We start from the raw sequence: 20965 nt of genomic DNA on the forward strand, positions 1-20965 counted from the left end.
CCGTCCACGTCGTTTAGTGGAGGTACAGGAATTCGTTCGAGTTGAAGAGGGCCTGGCAGAAGTCGGTCACCGCGCTGAGCATCTTGTTGTCGGCGTCAGAGCTGTTCTCCTTGGCCGCCGTTCGCAGCCAGGCGGTATGCGGCGCCGGATGTTCGCCATCGGTCCCGTTAAAGGTCCAGTCCAACAGACGTTCGCTGTCGGCTGATTGGTCGCCGATCAGCAATCGCTGTTGGGGCAGGGCGCCTTGGCTGATCGTCAGGCGGGCCAGTTGCCCGTCCCACAAATGACCGGCCGCGTCGCGACCGCCGGCGATGATCTTCAGCGCCGGGTTTCGGATCTTATTGACGACCGACGTTTCGACGGTCGAGGTTTCCAGCTTCGCGTTCGGATCGGAAAGATCCTTCATATAGAAGGTCACCGTGCCGGCGGTCGGATTCTCTTTCGACGTAGTCGCCGAGATCGCGGCCGCCAGGTAAACCGGTTTGCCAAGCGGAAACGTCAATCCCGAAGCGACCACTTCATACGCAGGTTCATCCTGGAAGGTGCGTCCCACCAACTGCACGATGAAGTTCTGCGGATGGTAGGCCGACTTTTTGCTGGTCACGCCAATGTTCCAGCCATTCGACTTTGTTCCGCTGTTCCAGCGAGACAGCAGCGTGTTGACGCTGGCGTCCTCGTAGATCCGATCGAGGTTGACGACCGCTTCGACGGTAAATTGATCACCGAAGTCGTCGGCCTGTTGAACATGCAGGCGTTCAAAGCGGCTGCCGGGCTGAATCCAGAGCGACTTTTCGCCAAGCTGCAAGTCTTTCGCCGAGCCGAAGTGCTGCGTGATCGGACGCAAGCCGGTTTCGTTCGGAAACTTGTCTTGAGGCTTGGGCGGGGTGGGCGACGATCGTTCGATGCGGGCAACCTGCTGACCAACAAAAGCGAGCGCCCCTTTCACCTCTTCGTCCGTGGCGGCCCGGCCGTAGGCGAGTTGGTACGCCTGGCGAACGTCATCCGCGGCGAGTTCCGACTTGCCGGCCAGCAGACGCTTGGCGAACGCCCGCGAGCGGTCCAGGCTCCATTTGCCATTGACCAACAACAACGATTGCAGCGGCGTGGTCGTCGAGATCCGTTCCGAGGCTGATTCAAAGCCGAGCGGCGCGTCAAAGCCGCGGAGCATCTCGTCGGGGCGGTTACGCATTTTCTTGACGAAGATGCTGCGATAAGGGGACGTGCCGGAAACGGAGCTGCCACCGTCACGCTGCTGCAGTTCTCCGGAGATCGCCAGCTGGGCGTCGCGGACTTCCTCGGCGTCAAGCCGTTGCGGCGGATAACGCCACAGCAGGCGGTTGGTTGGATCGAGGTTCGACTCTTTGACCGTCGGTTCGCGACGCGCCGTTTGGCGGTAGGTGGCGCTGTTCATGATCAATTCATGCAGCGGTTTGATTTGCCAGCCTTCCTCCAGAAAGCGGCTGGTCAGCCAGTCGAGCAGTTCGGGATGGCTGGGGGGGTCGCCCAGGGTGCCAAAGTCATTCGGCGTTGGCACGATCCCTTTGCCCAGGTGACGTTGCCAAACGCGGTTGACGATTACCCGGGTCGAGAGTGGATTCTCTTCGCGAACCATCCAGTCGGCCAATGCGGTCCGGCGACCGGTGGTCGAAGAGGTCGGCGTGATCTTCGGCGTTTCGTCTCCCAGCAGGGCCAGGAACGACGGCTCCACTTCCTCGGTGGTCGTGCGGGTCAGTAGGTAAGTGGGCGCCGGCTCGGTACCGATGTCGGACGCCACAAAGGCGTTGGGAAGGGGCTGCGGTTTGAGCGAGTCGAACTTCTTCAGCTCTTCCTGCAGCGCCTGGTATCGCTCTAGCTTTTCTGGTTTGCTCTTGAGCGACTTTTCGTGATCGAAACGCATCGCCGCACGATGGGCCTGACGGAAGACCAGGTACGACAGCTGTTTCTCATAGGTCGTCTTTTCCTCTTCCGGCTTGTTGTAGATCTCTTGGATGTCGTCGGGGAACTGACCAACAATGTATTTCTGGTTACTGGCCATGGCGCCTTTGGTTAGCTCGGCCATTTCGTCCCGGATCGCTTTCGTCGCCTCTTCCCATTTCTGTTGCTGCTGGTTGAAGGCGTCGATTTCTTCTTTGGTGGCCAGTTGACGGTCCAGCGGCCAAGCGACCGAAGAGAGAAACGCCTGCAGACCGAAGTAGTCTCTCTGCAGAATCGGATCAAATTTGTGATCGTGGCATTGGGCGCAGCCGATGCCGATGCCAAGGAACGCTTCGCCGGTAACGCGGGTCATCTCGTTAACGATGATGTCCCAGTGCATCCGGGCGTTCCGCTGATTCCATTCGTAGATCCCCAGTCGCAGGTACGACGTGCCGATGAAGACGTTGGGATCGTCCGGGTTAATCTCGTCGCCGGCCAGTTGTTCTCGCACAAACTGGTTGTACGGCTTGTCGTCGTTGAACGATTGGATGACGTAGTCGCGATAGGCGCCGGCGCTGGGGCGGAAGGCGTCCTCGTTGTAGCCGTCGCTTTCGGCGAAGCGGACGACGTCGAGCCAGTGCTGAGCCCAGCGTTCGCCATAACGGGGACTGTCGAGCAGCTCGCGAATCAGACGTTGCCACGCGTCGGGGCGATCGTCATTGACGAATGCGGCGACTTGCTCTGGCGTCGGCGGCAGCCCATGCAGGTCAAAATAAGCGCGACGGACCAGTTCGTGACGGTCCGCTTCCGGCGCCGGTTTCAGGCCGGTCTCTTGCAGTTTGCGAGCGACGAAGTGATCGATCTCGTTGCGGGCCCACCCTTCGCCAGCGGCAGGAACGGCCGGATCCTCGACCGGTTGGATCGCCCACCAGTTGCGGTCTTCATCGGTGAACGCTTTTTCCGAGGTGCGGATCAGGTTGGAGTCCGCTTCTGGCCACGGGGCGCCCATCTTCACCCATTTGGTGAGAATCGCGATCGAGTGTTCGCTCAGTTGGCCGTTGGGAGGCATTTCGTACGAGGTGTAGTTGATCGCGTCGATCAATAGGCTTTCGTCGGGACTGCCCGGCACGACCGCGGCGCCGCTCTCGCCACCTTGCAGCATGCCATGCAGCGAGTCCAGGCGGAGGTCCCCTTTTTGCTTTTCGCCGTTGTGACAAGTGACGCACTTCGACGCCAACAGCGGACGAACCTTGGATTCGAAGAACTTCATTTGTTCGACGTCGATCGACTCTTCCGCAAACGCCGCGGCGCAGCAGGCCAACAGGCTGAGTATCGTCAGGGTGCGAATGAACATGGAAATCCTTTTGCGCTCTGAAAGGGGGGCTTTATAAACTCGTGCCGATCGTTCGCCGTAATACGGCGCTAACCAGCGGGATAATTGAGTCGTTACTGGATTTAGGTAAACGTACTTGTCGCCTACCGCAATTTTGGACCATTTCCAGGAGTGAAGCTAGGAAAATAGGGCGTCGACCGGCTTGCCGCCGTCGGTGATCGGGACCGGACGGGAACCGTCAAACAGTTCTTGGTACGGATCGATGCCCAGAGCGGCGTGGATCGTCGCGTGGTAATCGGGAATGGAGACCGGATGCTCGATCATCTTCTTGCTCAATTCGTCGGTCACGCCGTAGGCGCCTTGGTGATTCAAGCCGCCGCCAGCCAGCAGCAAACTGAAGCAGGTCCCCTGGTGTCCGCGACCCCGGAGGAGCAGGCGGTGTTTGCCGGCGGGGAAGGTGACGACGGCTGAGGCTCGCACGTGCGACGGATTGGCTCGGTCTCCACGGACGCCGGTCGCGACGTACTTGTGCGGCAACTCGAATAGGCCGAAGACCTCTTCGACGTAGGTTTCGGTCACTTCCGGCTCTTCGGGCCAACCGTTTGATTCGGGGACTCCCTTTTCGCTGATCTGGACGAGCACCTTGCCGGACGGAATCATCTCGCGGGTGACCGGCGGCGGTGGCGGATTGTATTGGCATCGCTCCGCAATCTCCGCCGGATCGAGCGGTTCGCGATAGAGGGCGATGCTGTCCATCCAGCCCTGGAACGATTGACTGACGGCGCGATTGTAGCCGGCGCCGATCACCAGATCGTCGGCATCTTGTACTGGCGGTAGATCGGTGACTCCGCCCAGGTCCCACACGCCGTCAGTCGGCTTGCCGTCGATGTAGGCCTTCAGGCTGGCGCCATCGCCGAAGGTGTAATCGACAGCGACGTGATGCCAGCCGGTCAGCGGCACTTCGGCGGTGCTCCACCAACGATGCCAGTCGGTCTTTTTCGTCTCAGGATGTCGGCTGGTGAACAGGAAGCCGAGCTGAGCTTCCTCGTGCGTTCCTTGCAAACGAACGGCATAGTTCTGGTTGGTTTCGCCGAGGTGTTCGCCCAGCTTGCCATGCCGGCCTTTGCCGATCAGGTAAACGTTGTGCCCCCTGCCGATCGACTTGATTTTTAGCCAAGCCTCAAAGGCGAGCGTATCGCCGGCGGCAAAGCGGACGTTGGTGAAGCCTCCCCGCTCGTGATCCTTAACGACGATGGCGCCTTCGTGCCCGGCAAACTGGCAGGCCTGATTGTCGGCGCTGAAGTTGGGATAGCGCGGCGTCTGCGGTCCGGCGGTGGCCGCACCGTATTTTCCGGTCCAGGCGCCTGGTTGCGACTGGCCATCGAAATTCCACTGGAGAATCGGCTCGGCCAGGGCGGCGCGATGGAAGGTTGCGAGCAACATCGTGGCGACAAGCAGCAGGGCGCTGTTGATGCGGCGAGAGTTGTTCATGGGGCTTTGGGGGTTGAGGGCAGGAGGCGGGTTGGCGGACCAGCGAAAGGCGTTGGCCGCAAGGGAGGATGCTCTATCGAGTGCCTGGCAGGCCGCCGACGAAGACGGGATCAATGTGATGAGGGTCGTCTAGGGCGTCTTGGAAGAACAGCCCCTCGACCGCTTCACCGGGACCATAGCCGAGATCGGACAGGTCGATGCCGACCGCCAATCCACGGAAGCGAATTCCTTGTTTGTGTGGCGCCATCTCTAGCGACTTCAGCTGCTCGATCGAGTCGACCGGTTCGTCAAACATGTGAACGTAAAAGTCGGTCAGGTTGCAAACGCCAGGCGACTCCATCGTCAAGTCATAGGTTTCAATCGTGTGCGACCGCAGGCCGTCGCGAAACTTCAATGGACTGACATGAAACGGGTCGCCATCAGGTGGATTGGAGAACGCTTGCAGATCAAAGAAGACGACGTCGGGACCAGGGCCGTTGACGACCGGCGTCGCGAACTGAATCGCCAAGCCAGGCGTCGCCAGCTCGCCGGAAAGGATCGGATCGGTCGTCAGCGGCTCGGCGCTGCCGCCGGGGTTGATCACGCCGGTGATCAGGCTCCGATCCGACACGGTCGCTAGACGATCGGTGGGCAACGTCTCGGGACCGCACAAAAAGCCGCCCGGCGTGAGGTTTTTGAATGCCGTAATCCGAGCCGGAATCAGTTCTTCGACCGGGATCTTCTGGATACGTCCGTCGCGCTGGACGGCGACGCTGATCAAGTCCTCGGCGCTGCCTGCTTCGTTTTTCGAGGCCTCGTACGAGACGACCCGATCAGGCAAGCCCCGACGATAAACGCTGGCGTCAAACGGAATGTTGCTGGCCGCAAACGTGCGACCTTTGGCGAGCTTCAGCGCTTTGCCGTTGGTTAGCCGGATTTCATCGTGGGTGGCCTGCGCGATTGCGTTCGCTTCGTAAACGTCGGCGGCGCCTTCGATCACCTGAACTTCCGTTTCGCTCAATTCCGAAACATTGACGCTGAACCGCGTACCGCGATCGACGAGGTGCGTCACCGGCGTTTCGACGCGAAAACCTTCGGCGCCATCCGGGGCGTGCACGCTGCAGCGGCCGACATCCAGCGCCAGGCACTCATCTGACAGCACGCGAAAGACCGCTGGACCTTCGACGATGGCGGTTGCCCCGGCCGGGAATTTGATTTTCACCAGGCCGCTCATCAGCACGTACTCTCGCTTCTGCGCCAGTAGCGAGCGAACCGGCGGGGCAAGCTCGCCGAAGAACTTGGCCCGAGCCATGCTGGAGAAGCGGACGTTGCCGTCTTCGTTGGATGGCGCCGGGGAGGGAATGCTGGGCTGGGCGACGCCGCTGGGGCGAAATACGGGAAGCGACAGGGTCGCGAGCATCAGCAGCGACAATGCAAGCGCGAGATAAAGCGCCGTACCGCGCGAAGAACGAGCGGAGGGGGCTGCTTCATTTCGTTGGGCTGACGCTGCAGCCAACCGACCGACATCGGCCATTACGCCGTCGACGAAGGTATCGGAATCTTCGGGAAGCCGCGAGAGAACCTCTTGGACAAACTGCTCTCGGCGAGCCGGCGTTTCCGGAACCGCCAGACCGAGCAGGCGATGGGTCTGATACATGTCGGCGGTCAAATGCAGCAGACTCTCGTCAGCAGCGAGCATTTCGCGCAGCTGGGCCATGCCGGCTTCGTCGAGGTCTCCCTCGAGATAGTCGGTCCAGAGTTCCGAGAATCGTGTGGGCACGTTCATGAGACGCCCCCTTCGGCTGTCGTCATACGCGTTTCGATACACTGCTGAAGTTTTTGGCGGATCTGCCAAAGCTGTTTCTTGACGGCGGCGACCGAGCGTCCGCTACGGGCGGCCATCTCTTCCAGGGGGATTTCTTCGTCGTACCGCCAGGTAACGAAGCGGCGCAAATGATCGGCCAGCGAGTCGACGCACTCTTGCAGATGATCAAGCCGCGTGGCGACCAGCTCCGGCGGCTCTTCGCCGCGCCGCTGCAACTCGCGCTGCAACAGGTCAGGGGCGTAGCGAGCATGGTAGTCGGCCAACCGCCGCAGTCGGGTCAGCTCGGTCTTCAGCTGATAGCGGGCGATCGTATAGAGCCAAGCGTCAAAGCGTGTGCCGGACTCGTAATCGTCAAGCCGCGTGAAAGCGGCGACGAACGTTCGCTGCGCGATTTCATCGACATCGATCCCAGGAGGAGCGTGCGCGGCGAGCCAAGCGCGCAGCGGAACCTCGTGCTGGCGCACGACCGACACGAAGGCGTCGGTCTCCCCATCGCGAGTTCGCTGAATCGCTGCTTCGAGAGGCGCGTTGTCGTAATTTGTTGGCATCGTCATCACTATCCAATGGCACTTGCCGCAGTGAAGTTACCCCGGTGCGTCAAAAAGATTTCCTTAAAACCGAAGATACTCGGCGCCTATTCCACGTTGCAGGTTTTATGTGGCGCTTGCGTCCCCAAAACTGGAAATTCTTGGCGCTTAGGGGGACGACATGAATCGAGTTCGCCCCAGCGAACAAGATTCGGGATGAATGAGAGACGGCGTCTCGCAAATGGCGCAAGCTTTGGATGCGAACTGGTTCCGCCATCTGCTACTAAGGGGCGCTAGGCGTCTCGTTGGGATTGTTGTGTTCAAAATAGGAGTTCGAATTCACCCGCCACGAGCGATTGTTGCGATATAGATTATTGAAGCCCCATCGAATCGATGCGGTTTGCGTATTTTATCTTCTCCGCATGATGAGCAATTTGTGACAACCGACGACAGTTCGATCGAACGCCAGTCGCTGCAACTCGGCAAATGGGCGAACTTGGCGATGGCCGCCGCCGGAGTCTCGGCGGCCTATGCTTCCAACTCCGACGCGATGTTGGTCGACGGCTTGTATTCCGGAGTCAACTTCGTTTCGGCGATCGTCGCCGCGCGGATTAGCCAGTCGATTCAGGCGCCTCCCGACTCTCGTTATCCATTCGGCTACGACGCGTACGAAGCGATTTATGTGAAGTACCGCGCCTTGGTACTGCTGGGAATTCTCGCTTTCGCCATGTTTGGCGCTGTCTCGAAGATCATTCGCTACGCTGGCGGCGGCGAAGTGCCGGAACTGAATTTTGGCCCGATCGTGATCTACATGATCGCCATGGTGGCGACTTGTCTTGGCTTGGCGTTTTGGCACCATCGCAATTGGAGGCGGTCTGGTGGGCACAGCGAATTGCTGCGGACCGAGACGAAAGCGGCAATGGTCGACGGCATCATCAGCGCCGGAGCTGGCGGTGGCCTGGTTGGGGCGGCGCTGTTGCAGGGGACGTCCTTGGCGTTTCTGGTGCCGATTTCCGATTCGATCGTTGTGCTCGTGATGTGTGGTTGTATCGTTCGCCAGCCGCTACAGATCTTTCTCGACTCGCTTCACGAGGTCGCTGGCGGTACGGCGGCAGATGACGTGTGCGCGAAAGCCCGCACGCTCGCCGAGGAGGCGGCGAAGGGGCGCCAGGTCGAAGTGCTGGAAGTCGCGACGATCAAGATGGGACGCTGTTACTTGATATTCGCCTATCTCAAGCCGAAAGCTGCGGTCACCGCGGAAGAGATTGACGCGATTCGGATCCAGCTCACCACGGCATGCCAGGAAGCGCTTGGCCTTGTTAAGGCGGAAGTGATTATTACGGCACAGTCTCCGTTCGTTGCGCCAACGTAAACGGTCGCGCGCTTTCTGAAAAAAATAAAGCGGCTAGGCGAAATCTCTCGCCTGACCGCTTTCGGTTCTCTGCTGAAGTCGATCGGTTGACTACAGAACTTCGACTTCGGGATGAGCGACCCAACCGGTCGTGCCGTTTGGCGTGCGGATCTGCAACCAGTCGCCGTCCGCTTTCAAGACTTCCAACGACTCGCCTTCGCTCAGCGTGACCGCCGAGATCGCGGGGAACTGCTCGCCGGGCGCCTGACGCAGCGTGGCGGTCGAAGCGGCGACGATCGCTTGCGGCGTCTCATCAGCCAGCCCATGCAGATTGGATGCGGCGAAACCAACGATCAACAAGCAAACGGTCGGCAGCGCCGCGCCGATCCAGTACAGGCTGGGGCGAGTCATCGCGCCCAACACGATCAGCCACAACGCGACCCACGCGGCGATGCACAGCGTCGTCGCGGCGGCCGGGTGCAACATCGCTTGGACGTTGGCCGACACGCCGGCCAGCATTCCGCTTAGCGATGTCGACGCGTCGTCCGCGGTGGGCGAGCCGGAGATCGCGGCTTGGGCGGCGGCCAGGTTTTGGCGGGCTTGCCAGTTCGAGCCATCCAAAGCGATCGCGCGGTCGTAGTTGGCGATCGCCTTGCCGGTGGCGCCAAGCTGCAGCTGGGCGTTGGCTAGGTTGACCAGCAGTTTCGGATTGCGAACGCCGTCGTCGACCAATTGGCCGTACTTCAGCGCCGCGGCCGCGAAGTCCTCGTTGGCCGCGGCCGCGTCATGCGAAGAGGCCTGCATCCCTGCTTCGTAGGCGTGGTTCGCTTCGACCAAGATCGTTTCCCGTTGCTGCGGGGTCAGCGTCGGCGTCACTTCGGTATGCAGGTCTTCGATGCGTGCGGTCTTGGCCGGGGCGTCGCTCTGCAGGAAGTGGAGCGACGTCGGCAGCACCACAGCCGCCGCCGCCATCGCCAAGCAGGCGATGGCGACTTGGCGACGTCCACCGAGGCTGGCGGTCGATCGCTTGGCCGACGTCTGCGACGAAACGGCCGACCACTTGTCGAGTAGGCTCTTGGACTGGCGTTTCAGGTCCGAAAGCTCTTCGACTTGGGCGCCGCTGTAGGCGGCGTGATCGCAGCGAGCCAGAAAGGCGTCGATTTGATCCGAACGCGGGCCGGGCCCAACCACTCCATGCAGAGCGGCGGCGATATCGCTGGCCGAGTCGGCGTGGTCAATCTGCCGGTACGCGGTGCGGAGTTGCTCGCTGCGACCTTCTTGCGTCGTCCCTTTCCGTTTGGCCAACCAGAAGCCGCCGATCGCGAGCGGGGGCAGGATAGCTGCGATCAGCCAGCTCCAGGTTGGCGTAGCATGAGCAGGAACCAGGGCGTCGACGCCGCCGTAATTCGAAAGATCGAACGGCGACGCCGAAGCGCCCTCGTCCTGCTGTGGTCCATGGCCTAGCGTTCCGCCGACGATCGCGTCGAGGGCCAGACGTTCGGCCGGAGCGACCTCAATCGAAATCGGAGCGCTTTCGGCGGTGTCAAATTGTTCGGTTTCGGGATTGAAGTAGGAGAGCGGAATGGACGGAATCTCGGTGATCCCTTCCCGGCGGGGCCGGATCGTGGTGGTGAACAACTTCACGTCCCCTTCGACGATGCCGGCCAGCGGCTCGTTGGCGACTTTGAAGTCGGCGGTCAATTGCGGCAACGCGGCCAGCGGCGGCGCCTGAACCAATTCCATCGGGCCATCGCCACGGATGCCGATGTGCAGGGTGATCGGATCACCCGCTTTGACGCTGGTCGGCGTCGCTTGCGTAACGATCTCGTATTGACCGACGGCGCCGCGATAGTCGGCGGGGCGACCGGCGGTGGGAATCGGTTTCACGTTGATCGAGTCGACTTCGGCGTCCGCCACAACCGGACGGCTGGCGACGACCGACAGCGTATTGCGGTTGAACGGCGACATGCCGAAGCCGCCGAAGGGAGACCGCCCGCCAAAGAAGTCGTCGTCGAACATTGAGCCGAACGGATCACGCGATTTGGCCAACCGCGTCGGATAGTCGAGCACGATCTGCAGGTCGTCCGCATCGATCTGGCCGGGACGCTTGGGATAGACGGTCGCATCGATCTGGTAGTGGTAGTAGGCCCGTTCTTCGCCGTTCGTGTCGGCTCGCAAGACTTCCTTGCCGCCGGGGCGTTGGCGATTTTCGGCCAGTTCATTCATACGCTCGCTGAAGGCGCCCCAGTTGGTCCCTTCCGAAAGCAACTGCCACATGTTTTCTTCCGACAGCGTCAAGTCGAAGTTGTCGTCATGGTACGGCTTGACCCACAGGTTGAGCGTCAGCGTGAGAGGCTGTCCGACATAAATGTCTTGCTGTTGACCGGTGATCTCGGCGAACAGCAGATCGCCCGTCTCGCTCTTGGTGGCGACGAAACGAATCGGCCCCGTCGAGCGGGTTTGCCCGTCAACGTTGACCGTAATCGGCGGGATCTCAAACGTGCCGGCCTCGCGAGGCGTGATTCGCCAGGCGTAGACGACCGAACTGCGATCCAGGCGACGACCGTTGATGATCGTCGTCTGGGTGCTGCGACTCGGCGTGCCGGCCAGGGTGATGTCGAGCCCCGGCACGTCGGCGATTTGCGGCTCGTCTTGCGAGGCCGCATCGGCCACTTCCAGTTGCAACGTCAGTGGGGCGCCAACGTACGCTTCGCGTGACGACAGCGACGCACGCAGATCGGCGGCGCTTGCCGGGGCCGCCGCGCCCAAGGTGACGGCGACGCATGCGAGCAGGGCGAGTGAAAAGCTGCGAGTATTCATCATTTTCGTCAGGTGAAAAAGGTTCATAACGTTTCCTGGTCGTAAAAGCGGGTTGCCGATTTGCGTTACCAATCTCGGTCGACGGGCACATAGCGGCGTTGCGCTTCGTGCTGGTTTTGCAAACGTCGCATCAGTTCGCGATCACGGACCGACTGCAGCAACTTTTGAGCTTCCTCCTTGGTCATCGGACGGGCGTCTTGCGGTTCGCCGGCGTCATCATGACCAAACTGGGGAACTCCGCTCGGCTGACCTTCCTGGTCTTGCGGCTCCTCTTGCTGCATCTCTTCCGACGATTGACCGGACGATTGCTGTTGGTCCTGCTGTTGGTCTTGTTGTTGGTCTTGTTGTTGGTCTTGTTGTTGGTCCTGTTGTTGGTCCTGTTGTTGATCCTGTTGTTGATCCTGTTGTTGATCCTGTTGTTGATCCTGTTGTTGATCCTGTTGTTGATCCTGTTGTTGGTCCTGCTGCTGATCCTGCTGCTGATCCTGCTGTTGGTCTTGTTGCTGATCCTGTTGTTGGTCCTGTTGTTGGTCCTGTTGTTGGTCCTGTTGTTGGTCCTGTTGTTGGTCCTGTTGTTGGTCCTGTTGTTGGTCCTGTTGTTGGTCCTGTTGTTGGTCTTGTTGTTGGTCTTGTTGTTGGTCTTGTTGTTGGTCTTGTTGTTGGTCTTGTTGCTCTTCCTGTTGCAGTTGGTCGATCAGCATCTGGGCAAGTTGGGCGTTGGCTCGGGCATCGCCGTCGGCAGGGTTGGCGGCCAGGGCGCTGCGGTAGTGTCCCAAGGCCGAGTTCAATCGCTCAATCGCGGCCGGTTTGTCTCGCTGGGCCAATTGCACCGCTTCGGCATAATCGCAATTGCCGAGGTTGTAGCGGGCTTTGGCTCGCAGGGCTTCGTCTCCTTCGGCAACGCTGCGGGAAAGCAGTTCGCGGGCCTGGCCGACTTGGCCGCTGCGGTATTGGGCGACCGCCTGGTTGTAAAGCAGTTCTGGCGTTTCCGGCATGTCGGCCATCAGGGCTTGGTCGTCGCCAATCGCCGCTTGAGCGCCATCGGCTTCGACCGTTTGGCTTTCCGTCGGACTGGCGGCCGCCACGTTGGTGGCCAGCATCAGCAAGACCAGCCCGGCTGCCGCTCCCTTGCCGCCAATTGCGCGGTAGGCGGAACGAAGCGGCAGCACGGCGCCGGCCGACGCGGGGAGAAAAGCGTCGATCAACAGGAGCATCAGCGCCGCGCCGATGAACCATTGATAGCGGGGGATGTAACTGTGAATGCGGGCCGTCTCGAAGTCGTGCGCTTCGACCTGCTGCACGTAGCTGCGGTAGACCTGATCCATGGCGACTTGTTTGGTTCCGGCCGGAATGTAGGCGCCGCCGCCGCTCAGAGCGACTTGCTTGAGCGTGGTCCCGTCGAGCTTCGACCAGACCTGCTGGCCTTCGTATTCGACGAACGAGCGAGCCGTTTGATCGTCGGGAATGCGGGCGCCTTGCTCCATGTCGCCAAGGCCGACGGTGAAGATGCGGATTTCCCGCTCATCATGCAGTCGCTGGGCGACTTCGATCGGGGCGCTTTCCTGGTCTTCGCCATCGGTAAAGACGACGATCGCCTGGTGGTTGCCGGTTTGATCAAGGAATCCGTTGGCGGCCGCCTGAAGCGCGTCGCCCAGTCGCGACCCGCCGACGGCGACGTCATGCGGACCGACTTCGGCCAACGTCTTTTTGAAGTCGTGGTGATGGCTGGTCAGGGGAACCATCTGCCGCGAGTCGCCGGCAAAGACGACCAGGCCGACGCGATCCCCCGGCATGGCGTCCATCATGTCTTCGATTTGTTGCTTGGCGCGGGCCAGTCGCGTGGGCGTAGCGTCTTCGGCCAGCATCGAGCGGGAGACGTCGAGCACGAACATCACCTCGATGCCGCGCTGCGGCACTTCTCGCCAGATCTTGCCCCAGCGAACGTCGACCAGGGCCAGCACTATGGCGATCATGGCGCCGACGACCAGCACGCTCTTCGCCAGCCGGCGTCGCGTGCTGCTGGCGGCGGCGAAGCGGTGGATCAGGTTGGCCGTGGCGAAACGAGCCAGGGCTCGCCGCCGGGCGATCGTCGCGATGACGAGAACGACGATCGCCGCGGCGACCAACCACAACCAGGAAAGGCTTAACAGACTTCCGACTTGAATATCCATGCGTTTCTTTACTCCGTAATCTTGCGATAGACGGTATTGCTCAGCAAAACCTCAGCGGCGATCAACCAGAACGCCAACAGCGCCAGCGGGGGCAAAGCCCACATGCCGAGATGGATCGGCTCGATCGCCAACTCGCGGAAATCGACAAAGTGTTTCGCTTCGACGTGACTCTTCTCTAACTGATCGATCTCGTCGTAAATCTTTTCGAGCGAGGCGGTGTCGGTCGCTCGGAAGTATTGCCCGCCGGTCGCATCGGCGATCGACTTCAGCGTCGCCTCGTCGATGTTGACCTGGGCCATCTGGAATGAGGTCCGTCCGGTGAACGGATCGATGACCGGCACGGGAGCTTGTCCCTTGGTGCCGACGCCGATCGTGTAAACCTTCACGTCCATCGACGCAGCCAATTCGGCGGCGACGATCGGATCGAGCTCGCCGGCGTTGTTTTCGCCATCGGTGAGCAGGATCACCACCTTGCTTTTCAGCTTCTGCTGATCCCCTTCGCTCAAGGCCGACAGCTTTTCAACCGCCAGGCCGAGGGCGTCGCCGATCGCGGTGCCGTCTTCGCTTCGCTCCATCGCGATCTTGGTTTGATCGAGCTGCTTGATCATGTAGGGATGATCGAGCGTCGGAGGCGAAATACCGTCGGCATTGCGGGCAAAGGTGACCAAGCCGACCAGGTCGGTCGTGCGGCCCGCCAGTTGGTCGTCGCCCGCGATGAATTTGCCGGCGACGTCTTTGACGGCGGTCAAGCGATCGACCGGTTGACCGTCGACATCAAAGTCCATCGCCTGCATGCTGCCAGAGCGATCGACCACCATCTCGATGGCGATTCCTTCGCTGTCGACCACCGTCTGCTTGCGTCCCTCTTGCGGACGAGCCAGGCAGACGATCAGCAGGGCGATCGCCCCCAACCGCAGCGCGGCCGGAGCCCACTGCAGACGTTGTTTCCAACTTGGCGCCAGACCGGCCATCCAGTGGGTCGAACTAAAGGGAAGGGCCGATTTTCGCTTGCTGCCAAGCAACCGCCACGCAATCAGCGGGACAAGCAACAGCAACAGCAGAAACCAGGCTGAAGATCCATAAAACATTAGGCGTCCTCCTGGGGAGCGGCCTGCGAAGTTTCGCTCGGCTGCTGGTCGGCGGTTTGTTGGATGAATTGACGGGCACGGTCAATCGCCTGGTTGGCGTCCGACTGATCGGGCTCGAACTGGGCGAATTTCACCAGGTCGGCCAGCGACAGGAAGACCCGCAACATCGCTCGTTGCTGGCCGTGTAGCACGCTGCCGCTGGCCGCCTGGTCCAGGAACTCGTCGGTCGTCAACTTGGGCGCGGCGATGTCAAACTGCTGTTCGACATAATTCCGCACGATGTTGGTCAAGCGAACGTAAAACTGTTCGGTCTGTCCGGCCCGCAGCAAGTCGGAGCGACGCAGCGCTTCTAAGTCGGCCAAGGCCTGGGCTTGCGGCGAACGTTTGCCGTTGCGACTGGGCCAAACCAACAGCGCGGCGCCGGCCAAGGCCAGAACCGCGCCGCCGCCGAGCGATCCGTACAGCCAGGCGTTGCTGGGGGACTCGTCGACCGGCAATTCCACAACTCCCTTGATATCGCGGAACTGCAGCGGATCGGGCGTGCCTTCCAAACTGCTGGTGATGGTGACGCTCAGCGGCGACGACTGAGCGATATCGCTGGTCGGGGACGCGGTTCGGGTGTCGGAATAAGCGATGGTGATCGGTGGAATTGACTGTTCGCCGGGAGTAAGGCTTTCGAGCTGATAGCGGCGGATCCATTGTCGCCCTTCGGCCGTTGGCAGGTCGGGCGCGTCTTGCGTGCCAAGGACGTTGAAGGTCCCCAGCTTCGCTTGCTCTTGCGGTAAGGTGACTAACACATTTTCGGGGACGTCGACCTTCAGGGTCAGCGTCACTGGTTCGGCGATCTGAGCGGTCTCTTGGTCAACCGTCGCCGTCACCGAGACGGGGCCGTCGGTCGACGTCCGCGTGATCGCCGCGGCGTCGGCGCTGGCGCAGAACAGCGCGAGCAGCAGAGCGGCGCAAGCGGTCTGACGAATCGCCGACAGCAGCGGAGGCGAAGTGAGGAATTTCATCGACGGCGCTCCCGTTGGTGGAAGAATTTTTGCAGGGGATCGGCGAAGTCTTCGCCAGTAAATACGTGAATCGGATCGAGGCCTAGCTTCTTGAACGTCTGATCGCGCCGCTCGGCAATCTCTTGGGCTCGCTCGGCGTAAATCTGGCGAACGCGGCTGTTGGAGGTGTCGACCAGCACCGTCTCGCCCGATTCGGCGTCGTACAGGTCGAGCAGCCCGACGTTGGGCAGTTCAAACTCGCGACGGTCCGACACGACGATCGGAATGACGTCATGCTTTCGCCGGGCGATCTTTAGCGGACGCTCGTAGTCATCGTCTTGAAAGTCGCTGACGACGAACGCGATCGAGCGGCGTTTGGCGGTGTGGTTTAGGTGCTCCAAGGCTCGCGACAAGTTGGTCCCTTGTCCGATCGGTTGACAGTAAAGCAGCTCGCGGATGACCCGCAGGACATGCCGCGAACCGCTGCGGGGGGGAATCGCTTTTTCGATATCGTCGGTGAACAAGGTCAACGCGACCTTGTCGTTGTTCCGGATGGCCGAGAAGGCGAGCGTAGCGCCTAGTTCGGCGACCAACTCACGCTTCGACTGCCAATGCGTCCCCAGGCCTTGCGAAGCGCTGAGGTCGACCAACAGCGTGACGGTCAGCTGACGCTCTTCGCGGAACAACTTGACGAACGGTTCGCCGGTTCGCGCGGTCACGTTCCAGTCGATCGCCCGGACGTCGTCGCCAATGCGGTAGGGGCGAACTTCTTCAAACTCGACCCCACGGCCTTTGAAGGCGGAGTGGTATTGGCCGGCGAGCAGGTTCTCGGCCAGATGCGACGTGCGAATCTGGATTCGCCGGATCTTTTGTAAAACTTCGCGAGGGATCATGAGCTTTGACTTACAGGCATAGGGAAGTGGTGTTGCAAATGACTTTGACAGCCGCCGGGAATTGGCTGCGGCCTACGAGGCCGCAGCCAACCCGCCAGCTTCCTCTTCGCTCTACGGGACCGCGACGTGATCGAGGATCGATCGAACCACGTCGTCGGATGTTTTTTCTTCCGCTTCGGCTTCGTACGTGACGATCAACCGATGCCGCAGCACGTCGGGGGCGATCTCTTTGACGTCTCCCGGCACGACATAGCCGCGGCCGCATAGGAACGCGTTCGCTTTCGCCGCCAACGTCAGGCTGATCGTCGCACGGGGCGAGACGCCATACTGAATCAAGTCGGCCAGCGGCAAGCGGTAGGCGCCGGGATCGCGAGTCGCCATCACCAGGTCGACGATGTAGTCGCGAACCTTTTCGTCGACGTAAATCTGGTCAACCAAATCGCGGGCTCGCAGGATCTCTTCCGGCGATAGCGTTGGGTTCACCTCCATCGAGGTCTTGGTCTTCGACATCCGCTCGAGAATCTGGATCTCTTCGTCGCGAGTCGGATGGCCAACCAGGACCTTGAGCATGAACCGGTCCATCTGCGCTTCCGGCAGCGGGTAGGTTCCCTCTTGCTCGATCGGGTTTTGGGTCGCCATCACCAGGAACGGCTCTTCGAGCTTGTAGGTGTGGTGGCCGATCGTCACTTGGCGTTCCTGCATCGCTTCGAGCAGGGCGCTTTGCACCTTGGCCGGAGCGCGGTTGATTTCGTCCGCCAAGATTAGGTTCGAGAAAATTGGTCCTTTCTGAATCGCAAAGTCTTGTTGTTGGGGACGGTAAATCTGCGTCCCGATCAAGTCGGCCGGCAGCAAGTCTGGGGTAAATTGGATCCGCTGAAAGTCGGTGCTGATTCCTTTCGCCAAGCAAGCGACGGCGGTCGTCTTCGCCAGACCAGGCACGCCTTCGATCAACAGGTGACCGTTGGTCAACAAACCAACCTGCATGCGATGAATCAGTTGTCGCTGGCCGACGATGACCCGCCCGATTTCATCGAGCAACCGGCGGAACGGAGTACTGCGAATCTTGATTTCTTCCGTCAGTTCGTTGATCCGATCATGAGCGGAGGGAGTGGAGTTAACAGTCGCCATGGGAAAGCCTCGAAGAAAGTGGTGAGCAGGGCAAAAACGCCGCAGCGTGAATGATTCAAATCGATTGCGGAAATTGGGGACGCGAGCGGTTCGCGTCGTGTGGCTCACCAAAATGCAACCGCCGTGCCAAAGCCGTTTGGCCCTAGAAAACAGGGGTTTTCGCCGTTTTCGGACGAAGGAGCTGGGGCATTTTGCCCCACGCCGTCAGAATGCCCCAATTGGAAGAGATGGGGCCCAGAAAACTGGCGCCATGTTCTTATCGCGTTTTCGCCAGAAGAGCATGTCTTCAATACGTTCTGGCAGGACCTAACCGTCCGTTGATTTTCTCGACGGACTGCGTGATCGCACGGATGCGATCCCAAAATAACGACGTAAGTCGTTATTTTGCGAGCCGCGAAGAGCTATGCTCTGAGCCTCGCGAGGTTGAAAAATGCCACGATGGCATTTTTCAACAGGCAGCTAAGACATGCTTACTTGGCGAAGACGCCGTGAAAGATGGCGCCAAGGGACAAGAGTATCTCGCGAAAGAACTTGGCCTACTCGTCGACGCCGTATTGCTTCAGCTTGCGATAGAGCGTTTTGCGATCGAGTCCCAGTACCTGGGCGGCGAGCGATTTGTTGTTGTCGACCGCTTGCAGCACGTGCAGGATATACCGCCGCTCGACTTCCTGCATCGAAGCGAGTTCGCTCGGGTCATCGCCGCCGATAAAGACCTGCGCACTGCGATAATCGCGGATCTTCTCGGGCAAGTCGTCAACCGCGATCTTTTCAAACGGGGTCAGGGCGACCGCCCGCTCCATGACGTTTCGCAGCTCGCGAACATTGCCGGGCCACGAGTAGTTCAGCAGTCGCTCGGCGGCCGGATCAGAAATACCCAGGACATTCCGCTGCGAACGCTTGCCGGCCTGTTCGATAAACCGCTGGGCCAGCAGCAGCGTGTCGGTGCCGCGAGCCCGCAGTGGCGGCAGATCGAGCTGAATGACGTTGATCCGGTAGAACAAGTCTTCGCGAAACCGTCCTTCTTCCACTTCGGTCAGCAAGTCGCGGTTAGTCGCCGTGATCAGACGAACGTTAAACGGCACTTCCTGATCGCCGCCGACCGGACGGACGACGCTTTCCTCGAGTGCCCGTAACAGCTTCGGCTGCATCGCCAGCGGCAGTTCGCCGATTTCGTCGAGGAAGAGTGCGCCTCCTTCGGCCTGCAGAAACAAACCGCGCCGTTCCGCTTTGGCGTCGGTGAAGGCGCCTTTGGCGTGACCGAACAATTCGCTCTCAAGCAGCGTCTCTGGCAACGCGGCGCAGTTGACCGGCACGAAGGGACCGCTGCTGCGGTGACTGGTCCGATGAATCGACCGGGCGACCAGCTCTTTGCCAGTTCCGCTTTCGCCGCAGACCAACACCGAGGCTTCGGTCGTTGCGATCCGAGCGATCTGGTCGTAAAGCTTCGCCATCACCGGGCTGCCGCCGACCATCTCTTCAAAGTGCCCCCCTTGCGCCGCTTCCTCGCTAAGGACCTTCACCTTCTCCTGCAACTCGCGATGTTTGACGGCGCGGGAGAGGGTCAGGGCCAGCAGTTCCATTTCGATCGGCTTGGTGACAAAGTCATACGCCCCGGCGCGAATTGCGGCGACGGCCGTTTCGAGACTGCCAAACGCGGTCATTACGATTACCGGAATGTCAGGGCGATTGGCGGTGACGCGCTCGCACAGTTCCGTACCGCTCATCCCTTTCATACGGAGATCGGTCAACAGGACGTCAAAATCCTGCGTCTTGACCAGATCAAGCGCTTCGTCGGCCGACGTCCGCCAGGTGGGCTGAAAGCCACGGAGCCGCAAGTCGGTCTCCAGCAGCTGGCACATGTTCGCTTCGTCGTCGACGATCAAGACTCGTCCACAGTTGTTCGCTTCCATTTACGCAACCTGCTGGGGCAGATAGATGGTGAATCGACTGCCTTCGCCCAATTGGCTTTGGACGTCGATCCAGCCGTTGTGATCTTCGACAATACCATACGAAACCGACAGCCCAAGCCCGGTCCCTTCGCCGACATCCTTGGTCGTGAAGAAGGGCTCAAACAAGTGGGGCATCGCTTCTTCCGAAATGCCAGTCCCTTGATCTTCCACGCTTATGCAGTAGTACTGCTCTGTTGGCGAGATGGCGCCGCCAGGGGGAGCGGCCATTTGGCTCTCCAAGGCGACGCGAACCGTCCCGCCGCTGCTGGCATGAATCGCATTAACGATCAAGTTGGTAACCACCTGTTGGATCTGGGCCGGATCGACCGCGGTCGAAAGGGAAGGGCCGTCAACGGCGACGAGTTCCACGTCGCACTGATGCGCCATCGGCTGTAGCAGGTTGATCGCGCTGGCGATTAATTCTCGCAAGTCGACGGTGGTCCGTTGCGGCGGTCGACGGCGGGCGAAGCCGAGCAGTTGGCGAATGATCTCCGCCATCCGGTCCGCTTCCGACTTGATCACCAGCGCGCTTTCGGTCACCTCTTCGGCGCTCAGCCGATGCGAAGCGATCAGCCCGGCGCGTCCCGAGACGACGTTGAGCGGCGTTCCCAGTTCGTGGGCGATGCCGGAAGCGAGCCGTCCCACCGTCTTCACCCGATCAATGTGCCGCAATTGTTCCATCGCCGACAGGCGTGCGGTCGCCGCTTCATCCAACTCTTGCTGCTGCGTTTGCAGCGTCTCGCTCATCTCGTTCAGCGCGGCGCCCAACTGGGCGATCTCGTCATTGCCGGCGACCTGCACCGGGCTAGAGAAATCGCCGGCACTGATTCGCTTGGTCTTGGCGACCAATTTGTCGAGCCGCTGCCCTACCATCCGCACGCCAAAAAAGATAATCACCAGTCCGAAGATTGACATCGCTGCGATGATCAGGGCGGTGCGATAGGTGGTCAGCCGCGCGTACTCTTCCGCTTCTTCCAGGGGGACGTTGAACTCGACGTAACCGGCTCGTGCGTTCTCGACATCGACCGGGTAGTAGATCATGTACTGATCTTCTCCTTCGGCGTCGTGCGTGATGATCGTCGCCATCGTCTTGGTGGTGGCGACGGCCAGCTCTTGTTGAGGAGGGAGATCGGTCTCGGGGGACGCGTCGCCATCGGTCGGAACCCAGCGAATGGTCATTTGCTGGTGGCGAGTGGCGAAGTCGCGGACCAACTTGATGGCGCCTTGGTGCCCTTGATCCTTCCAGGCGACGATCAACGTCTCTCGCACTTCATTGCCAAGCGACGCGGCGGTCTCTTCCTGGGCTCGCTTGTACTGCTCAAACTCGCTCTGCGCCGTCAGGTAGCCGAACAAGGAAGTCAGCAGAACAATGCCCAGCAGGAAGATGCCGACAATTTTCGCGGTCAGTTTCATGGAACGATGGGGAACTGGTCAATCCGATGAAGGTTCGTGCCCCGGCGAGACATTGCCAGTCGTCGTGGCGCGCAACGGGGGCGTCTTCAAA

General features: G+C 60.5%; 13 protein-coding genes. 1 reads left to right on the forward strand and 12 read right to left on the reverse strand.

Annotation, left to right across the window (positions count from 1 at the left end; translation table 11 throughout):
* Positions 1 to 13: 13 nt before the first annotated feature.
* From Enr8_RS03275 to Enr8_RS03290, 4 genes are all read right to left on the reverse strand, one after another.
* Complete coding sequence (locus Enr8_RS03275; protein WP_146429176.1) at positions 14 to 3268, reverse strand: PSD1 and planctomycete cytochrome C domain-containing protein; 3255 nt, start codon at positions 3266 to 3268, stop codon at positions 14 to 16.
* A 156-nt stretch (positions 3269 to 3424) separates the two neighbouring features.
* Positions 3425 to 4738, reverse strand: a complete 1314-nt coding sequence (locus Enr8_RS25945; RefSeq protein WP_246119931.1) for a LamG domain-containing protein — start codon at positions 4736 to 4738, stop codon at positions 3425 to 3427.
* Between the two features lie 73 nt (positions 4739 to 4811).
* The gene (locus tag Enr8_RS03285) at positions 4812 to 6503 is read right to left on the reverse strand and encodes a FecR family protein (protein WP_146429177.1); all 1692 of its coding nucleotides are present in this window, start codon (positions 6501 to 6503) and stop codon (positions 4812 to 4814) included.
* Positions 6500 to 7090: a sigma-70 family RNA polymerase sigma factor gene (locus Enr8_RS03290; protein ID WP_146429956.1), complete on the reverse strand. Its 591-nt coding sequence runs from the start codon at positions 7088 to 7090 to the stop codon at positions 6500 to 6502. Before Enr8_RS03290 ends, Enr8_RS03285 begins: the two co-directional genes overlap by 4 nt.
* A gap of 415 nt (positions 7091 to 7505) precedes the next feature.
* On the opposite strand from Enr8_RS03290, the gene Enr8_RS03295 reads away from it, so the two are divergent.
* Positions 7506 to 8441 (forward strand): cation transporter, encoded by a 936-nt coding sequence (locus tag Enr8_RS03295; RefSeq protein ID WP_146429178.1) that lies wholly within the window; start codon positions 7506 to 7508, stop codon positions 8439 to 8441.
* Between the two features lie 90 nt (positions 8442 to 8531).
* Here the strand turns inward: Enr8_RS03295 and Enr8_RS03300 are convergent, their stop codons facing one another.
* The 8 genes from Enr8_RS03300 to Enr8_RS03335 all read right to left on the reverse strand — a co-directional run bounded on the left by Enr8_RS03300 (position 8532) and on the right by Enr8_RS03335 (position 20874).
* Positions 8532 to 11267, reverse strand: a complete 2736-nt coding sequence (locus Enr8_RS03300) for a BatD family protein (protein ID WP_146429179.1) — start codon at positions 11265 to 11267, stop codon at positions 8532 to 8534.
* 38 nt (positions 11268 to 11305) lie between these two features.
* On the reverse strand, positions 11306 to 13411 hold the full coding sequence (locus Enr8_RS03305) for a VWA domain-containing protein (protein ID WP_146429180.1): 2106 nt from the start codon (positions 13409 to 13411) through the stop codon (positions 11306 to 11308).
* An 8-nt stretch (positions 13412 to 13419) separates the two neighbouring features.
* A complete protein-coding gene (locus tag Enr8_RS03310) occupies positions 13420 to 14499 on the reverse strand; it encodes a vWA domain-containing protein (RefSeq protein ID WP_146429181.1) in 1080 nt (359 codons plus the stop codon).
* Positions 14499 to 15512 carry a hypothetical protein gene (locus Enr8_RS03315; protein WP_146429182.1) on the reverse strand — a complete coding sequence of 338 codons (1014 nt, stop codon included), beginning with the start codon at positions 15510 to 15512 and terminating at the stop codon, positions 14499 to 14501. Before Enr8_RS03315 ends, Enr8_RS03310 begins: the two co-directional genes overlap by 1 nt.
* Entirely contained in the window at positions 15509 to 16384 is an 876-nt protein-coding gene (locus tag Enr8_RS03320; protein ID WP_146429183.1) for a DUF58 domain-containing protein, read from the reverse strand. Before Enr8_RS03320 ends, Enr8_RS03315 begins: the two co-directional genes overlap by 4 nt.
* Before the next feature lie 111 nt (positions 16385 to 16495).
* Positions 16496 to 17512, reverse strand: coding sequence for an AAA family ATPase (locus tag Enr8_RS03325; protein ID WP_146429184.1), 1017 nt, complete (start codon positions 17510 to 17512; stop codon positions 16496 to 16498).
* Between the two features lie 536 nt (positions 17513 to 18048).
* On the reverse strand, positions 18049 to 19422 hold the full coding sequence (locus Enr8_RS03330; protein ID WP_146429185.1) for a sigma-54-dependent transcriptional regulator: 1374 nt from the start codon (positions 19420 to 19422) through the stop codon (positions 18049 to 18051).
* Complete coding sequence (locus Enr8_RS03335) at positions 19423 to 20874, reverse strand: sensor histidine kinase (RefSeq protein ID WP_146429186.1); 1452 nt, start codon at positions 20872 to 20874, stop codon at positions 19423 to 19425.
* Positions 20875 to 20965 lie beyond the last annotated feature (91 nt).

Source organism: Blastopirellula retiformator, assembly GCF_007859755.1.
Classification (GTDB): domain Bacteria; phylum Planctomycetota; class Planctomycetia; order Pirellulales; family Pirellulaceae; genus Blastopirellula; species Blastopirellula retiformator.

Bases quoted from the DNA above. Each gene is read 5' to 3' on its own strand.
- Enr8_RS03275 (WP_146429176.1), bottom strand. From the start codon at position 3,268: ATGTTCATTCGCACCCTGACGATACTCAGCCTGTTGGCCTGCTGCGCC.
- Enr8_RS25945 (WP_246119931.1), bottom strand. From the start codon at position 4,738: ATGAACAACTCTCGCCGCATCAACAGCGCCCTGCTGCTTGTCGCCACG.
- Enr8_RS03285 (WP_146429177.1), bottom strand. From the start codon at position 6,503: ATGAACGTGCCCACACGATTCTCGGAACTCTGGACCGACTATCTCGAG.
- Enr8_RS03290 (WP_146429956.1), bottom strand. From the start codon at position 7,090: ATGCCAACAAATTACGACAACGCGCCTCTCGAAGCAGCGATTCAGCGA.
- Enr8_RS03300 (WP_146429179.1), bottom strand. From the start codon at position 11,267: ATGAACCTTTTTCACCTGACGAAAATGATGAATACTCGCAGCTTTTCA.
- Enr8_RS03305 (WP_146429180.1), bottom strand. From the start codon at position 13,411: ATGGATATTCAAGTCGGAAGTCTGTTAAGCCTTTCCTGGTTGTGGTTG.
- Enr8_RS03310 (WP_146429181.1), bottom strand. From the start codon at position 14,499: ATGTTTTATGGATCTTCAGCCTGGTTTCTGCTGTTGCTGTTGCTTGTC.
- Enr8_RS03315 (WP_146429182.1), bottom strand. From the start codon at position 15,512: ATGAAATTCCTCACTTCGCCTCCGCTGCTGTCGGCGATTCGTCAGACC.
- Enr8_RS03320 (WP_146429183.1), bottom strand. From the start codon at position 16,384: ATGATCCCTCGCGAAGTTTTACAAAAGATCCGGCGAATCCAGATTCGC.
- Enr8_RS03325 (WP_146429184.1), bottom strand. From the start codon at position 17,512: ATGGCGACTGTTAACTCCACTCCCTCCGCTCATGATCGGATCAACGAA.
- Enr8_RS03330 (WP_146429185.1), bottom strand. From the start codon at position 19,422: ATGGAAGCGAACAACTGTGGACGAGTCTTGATCGTCGACGACGAAGCG.
- Enr8_RS03335 (WP_146429186.1), bottom strand. From the start codon at position 20,874: ATGAAACTGACCGCGAAAATTGTCGGCATCTTCCTGCTGGGCATTGTT.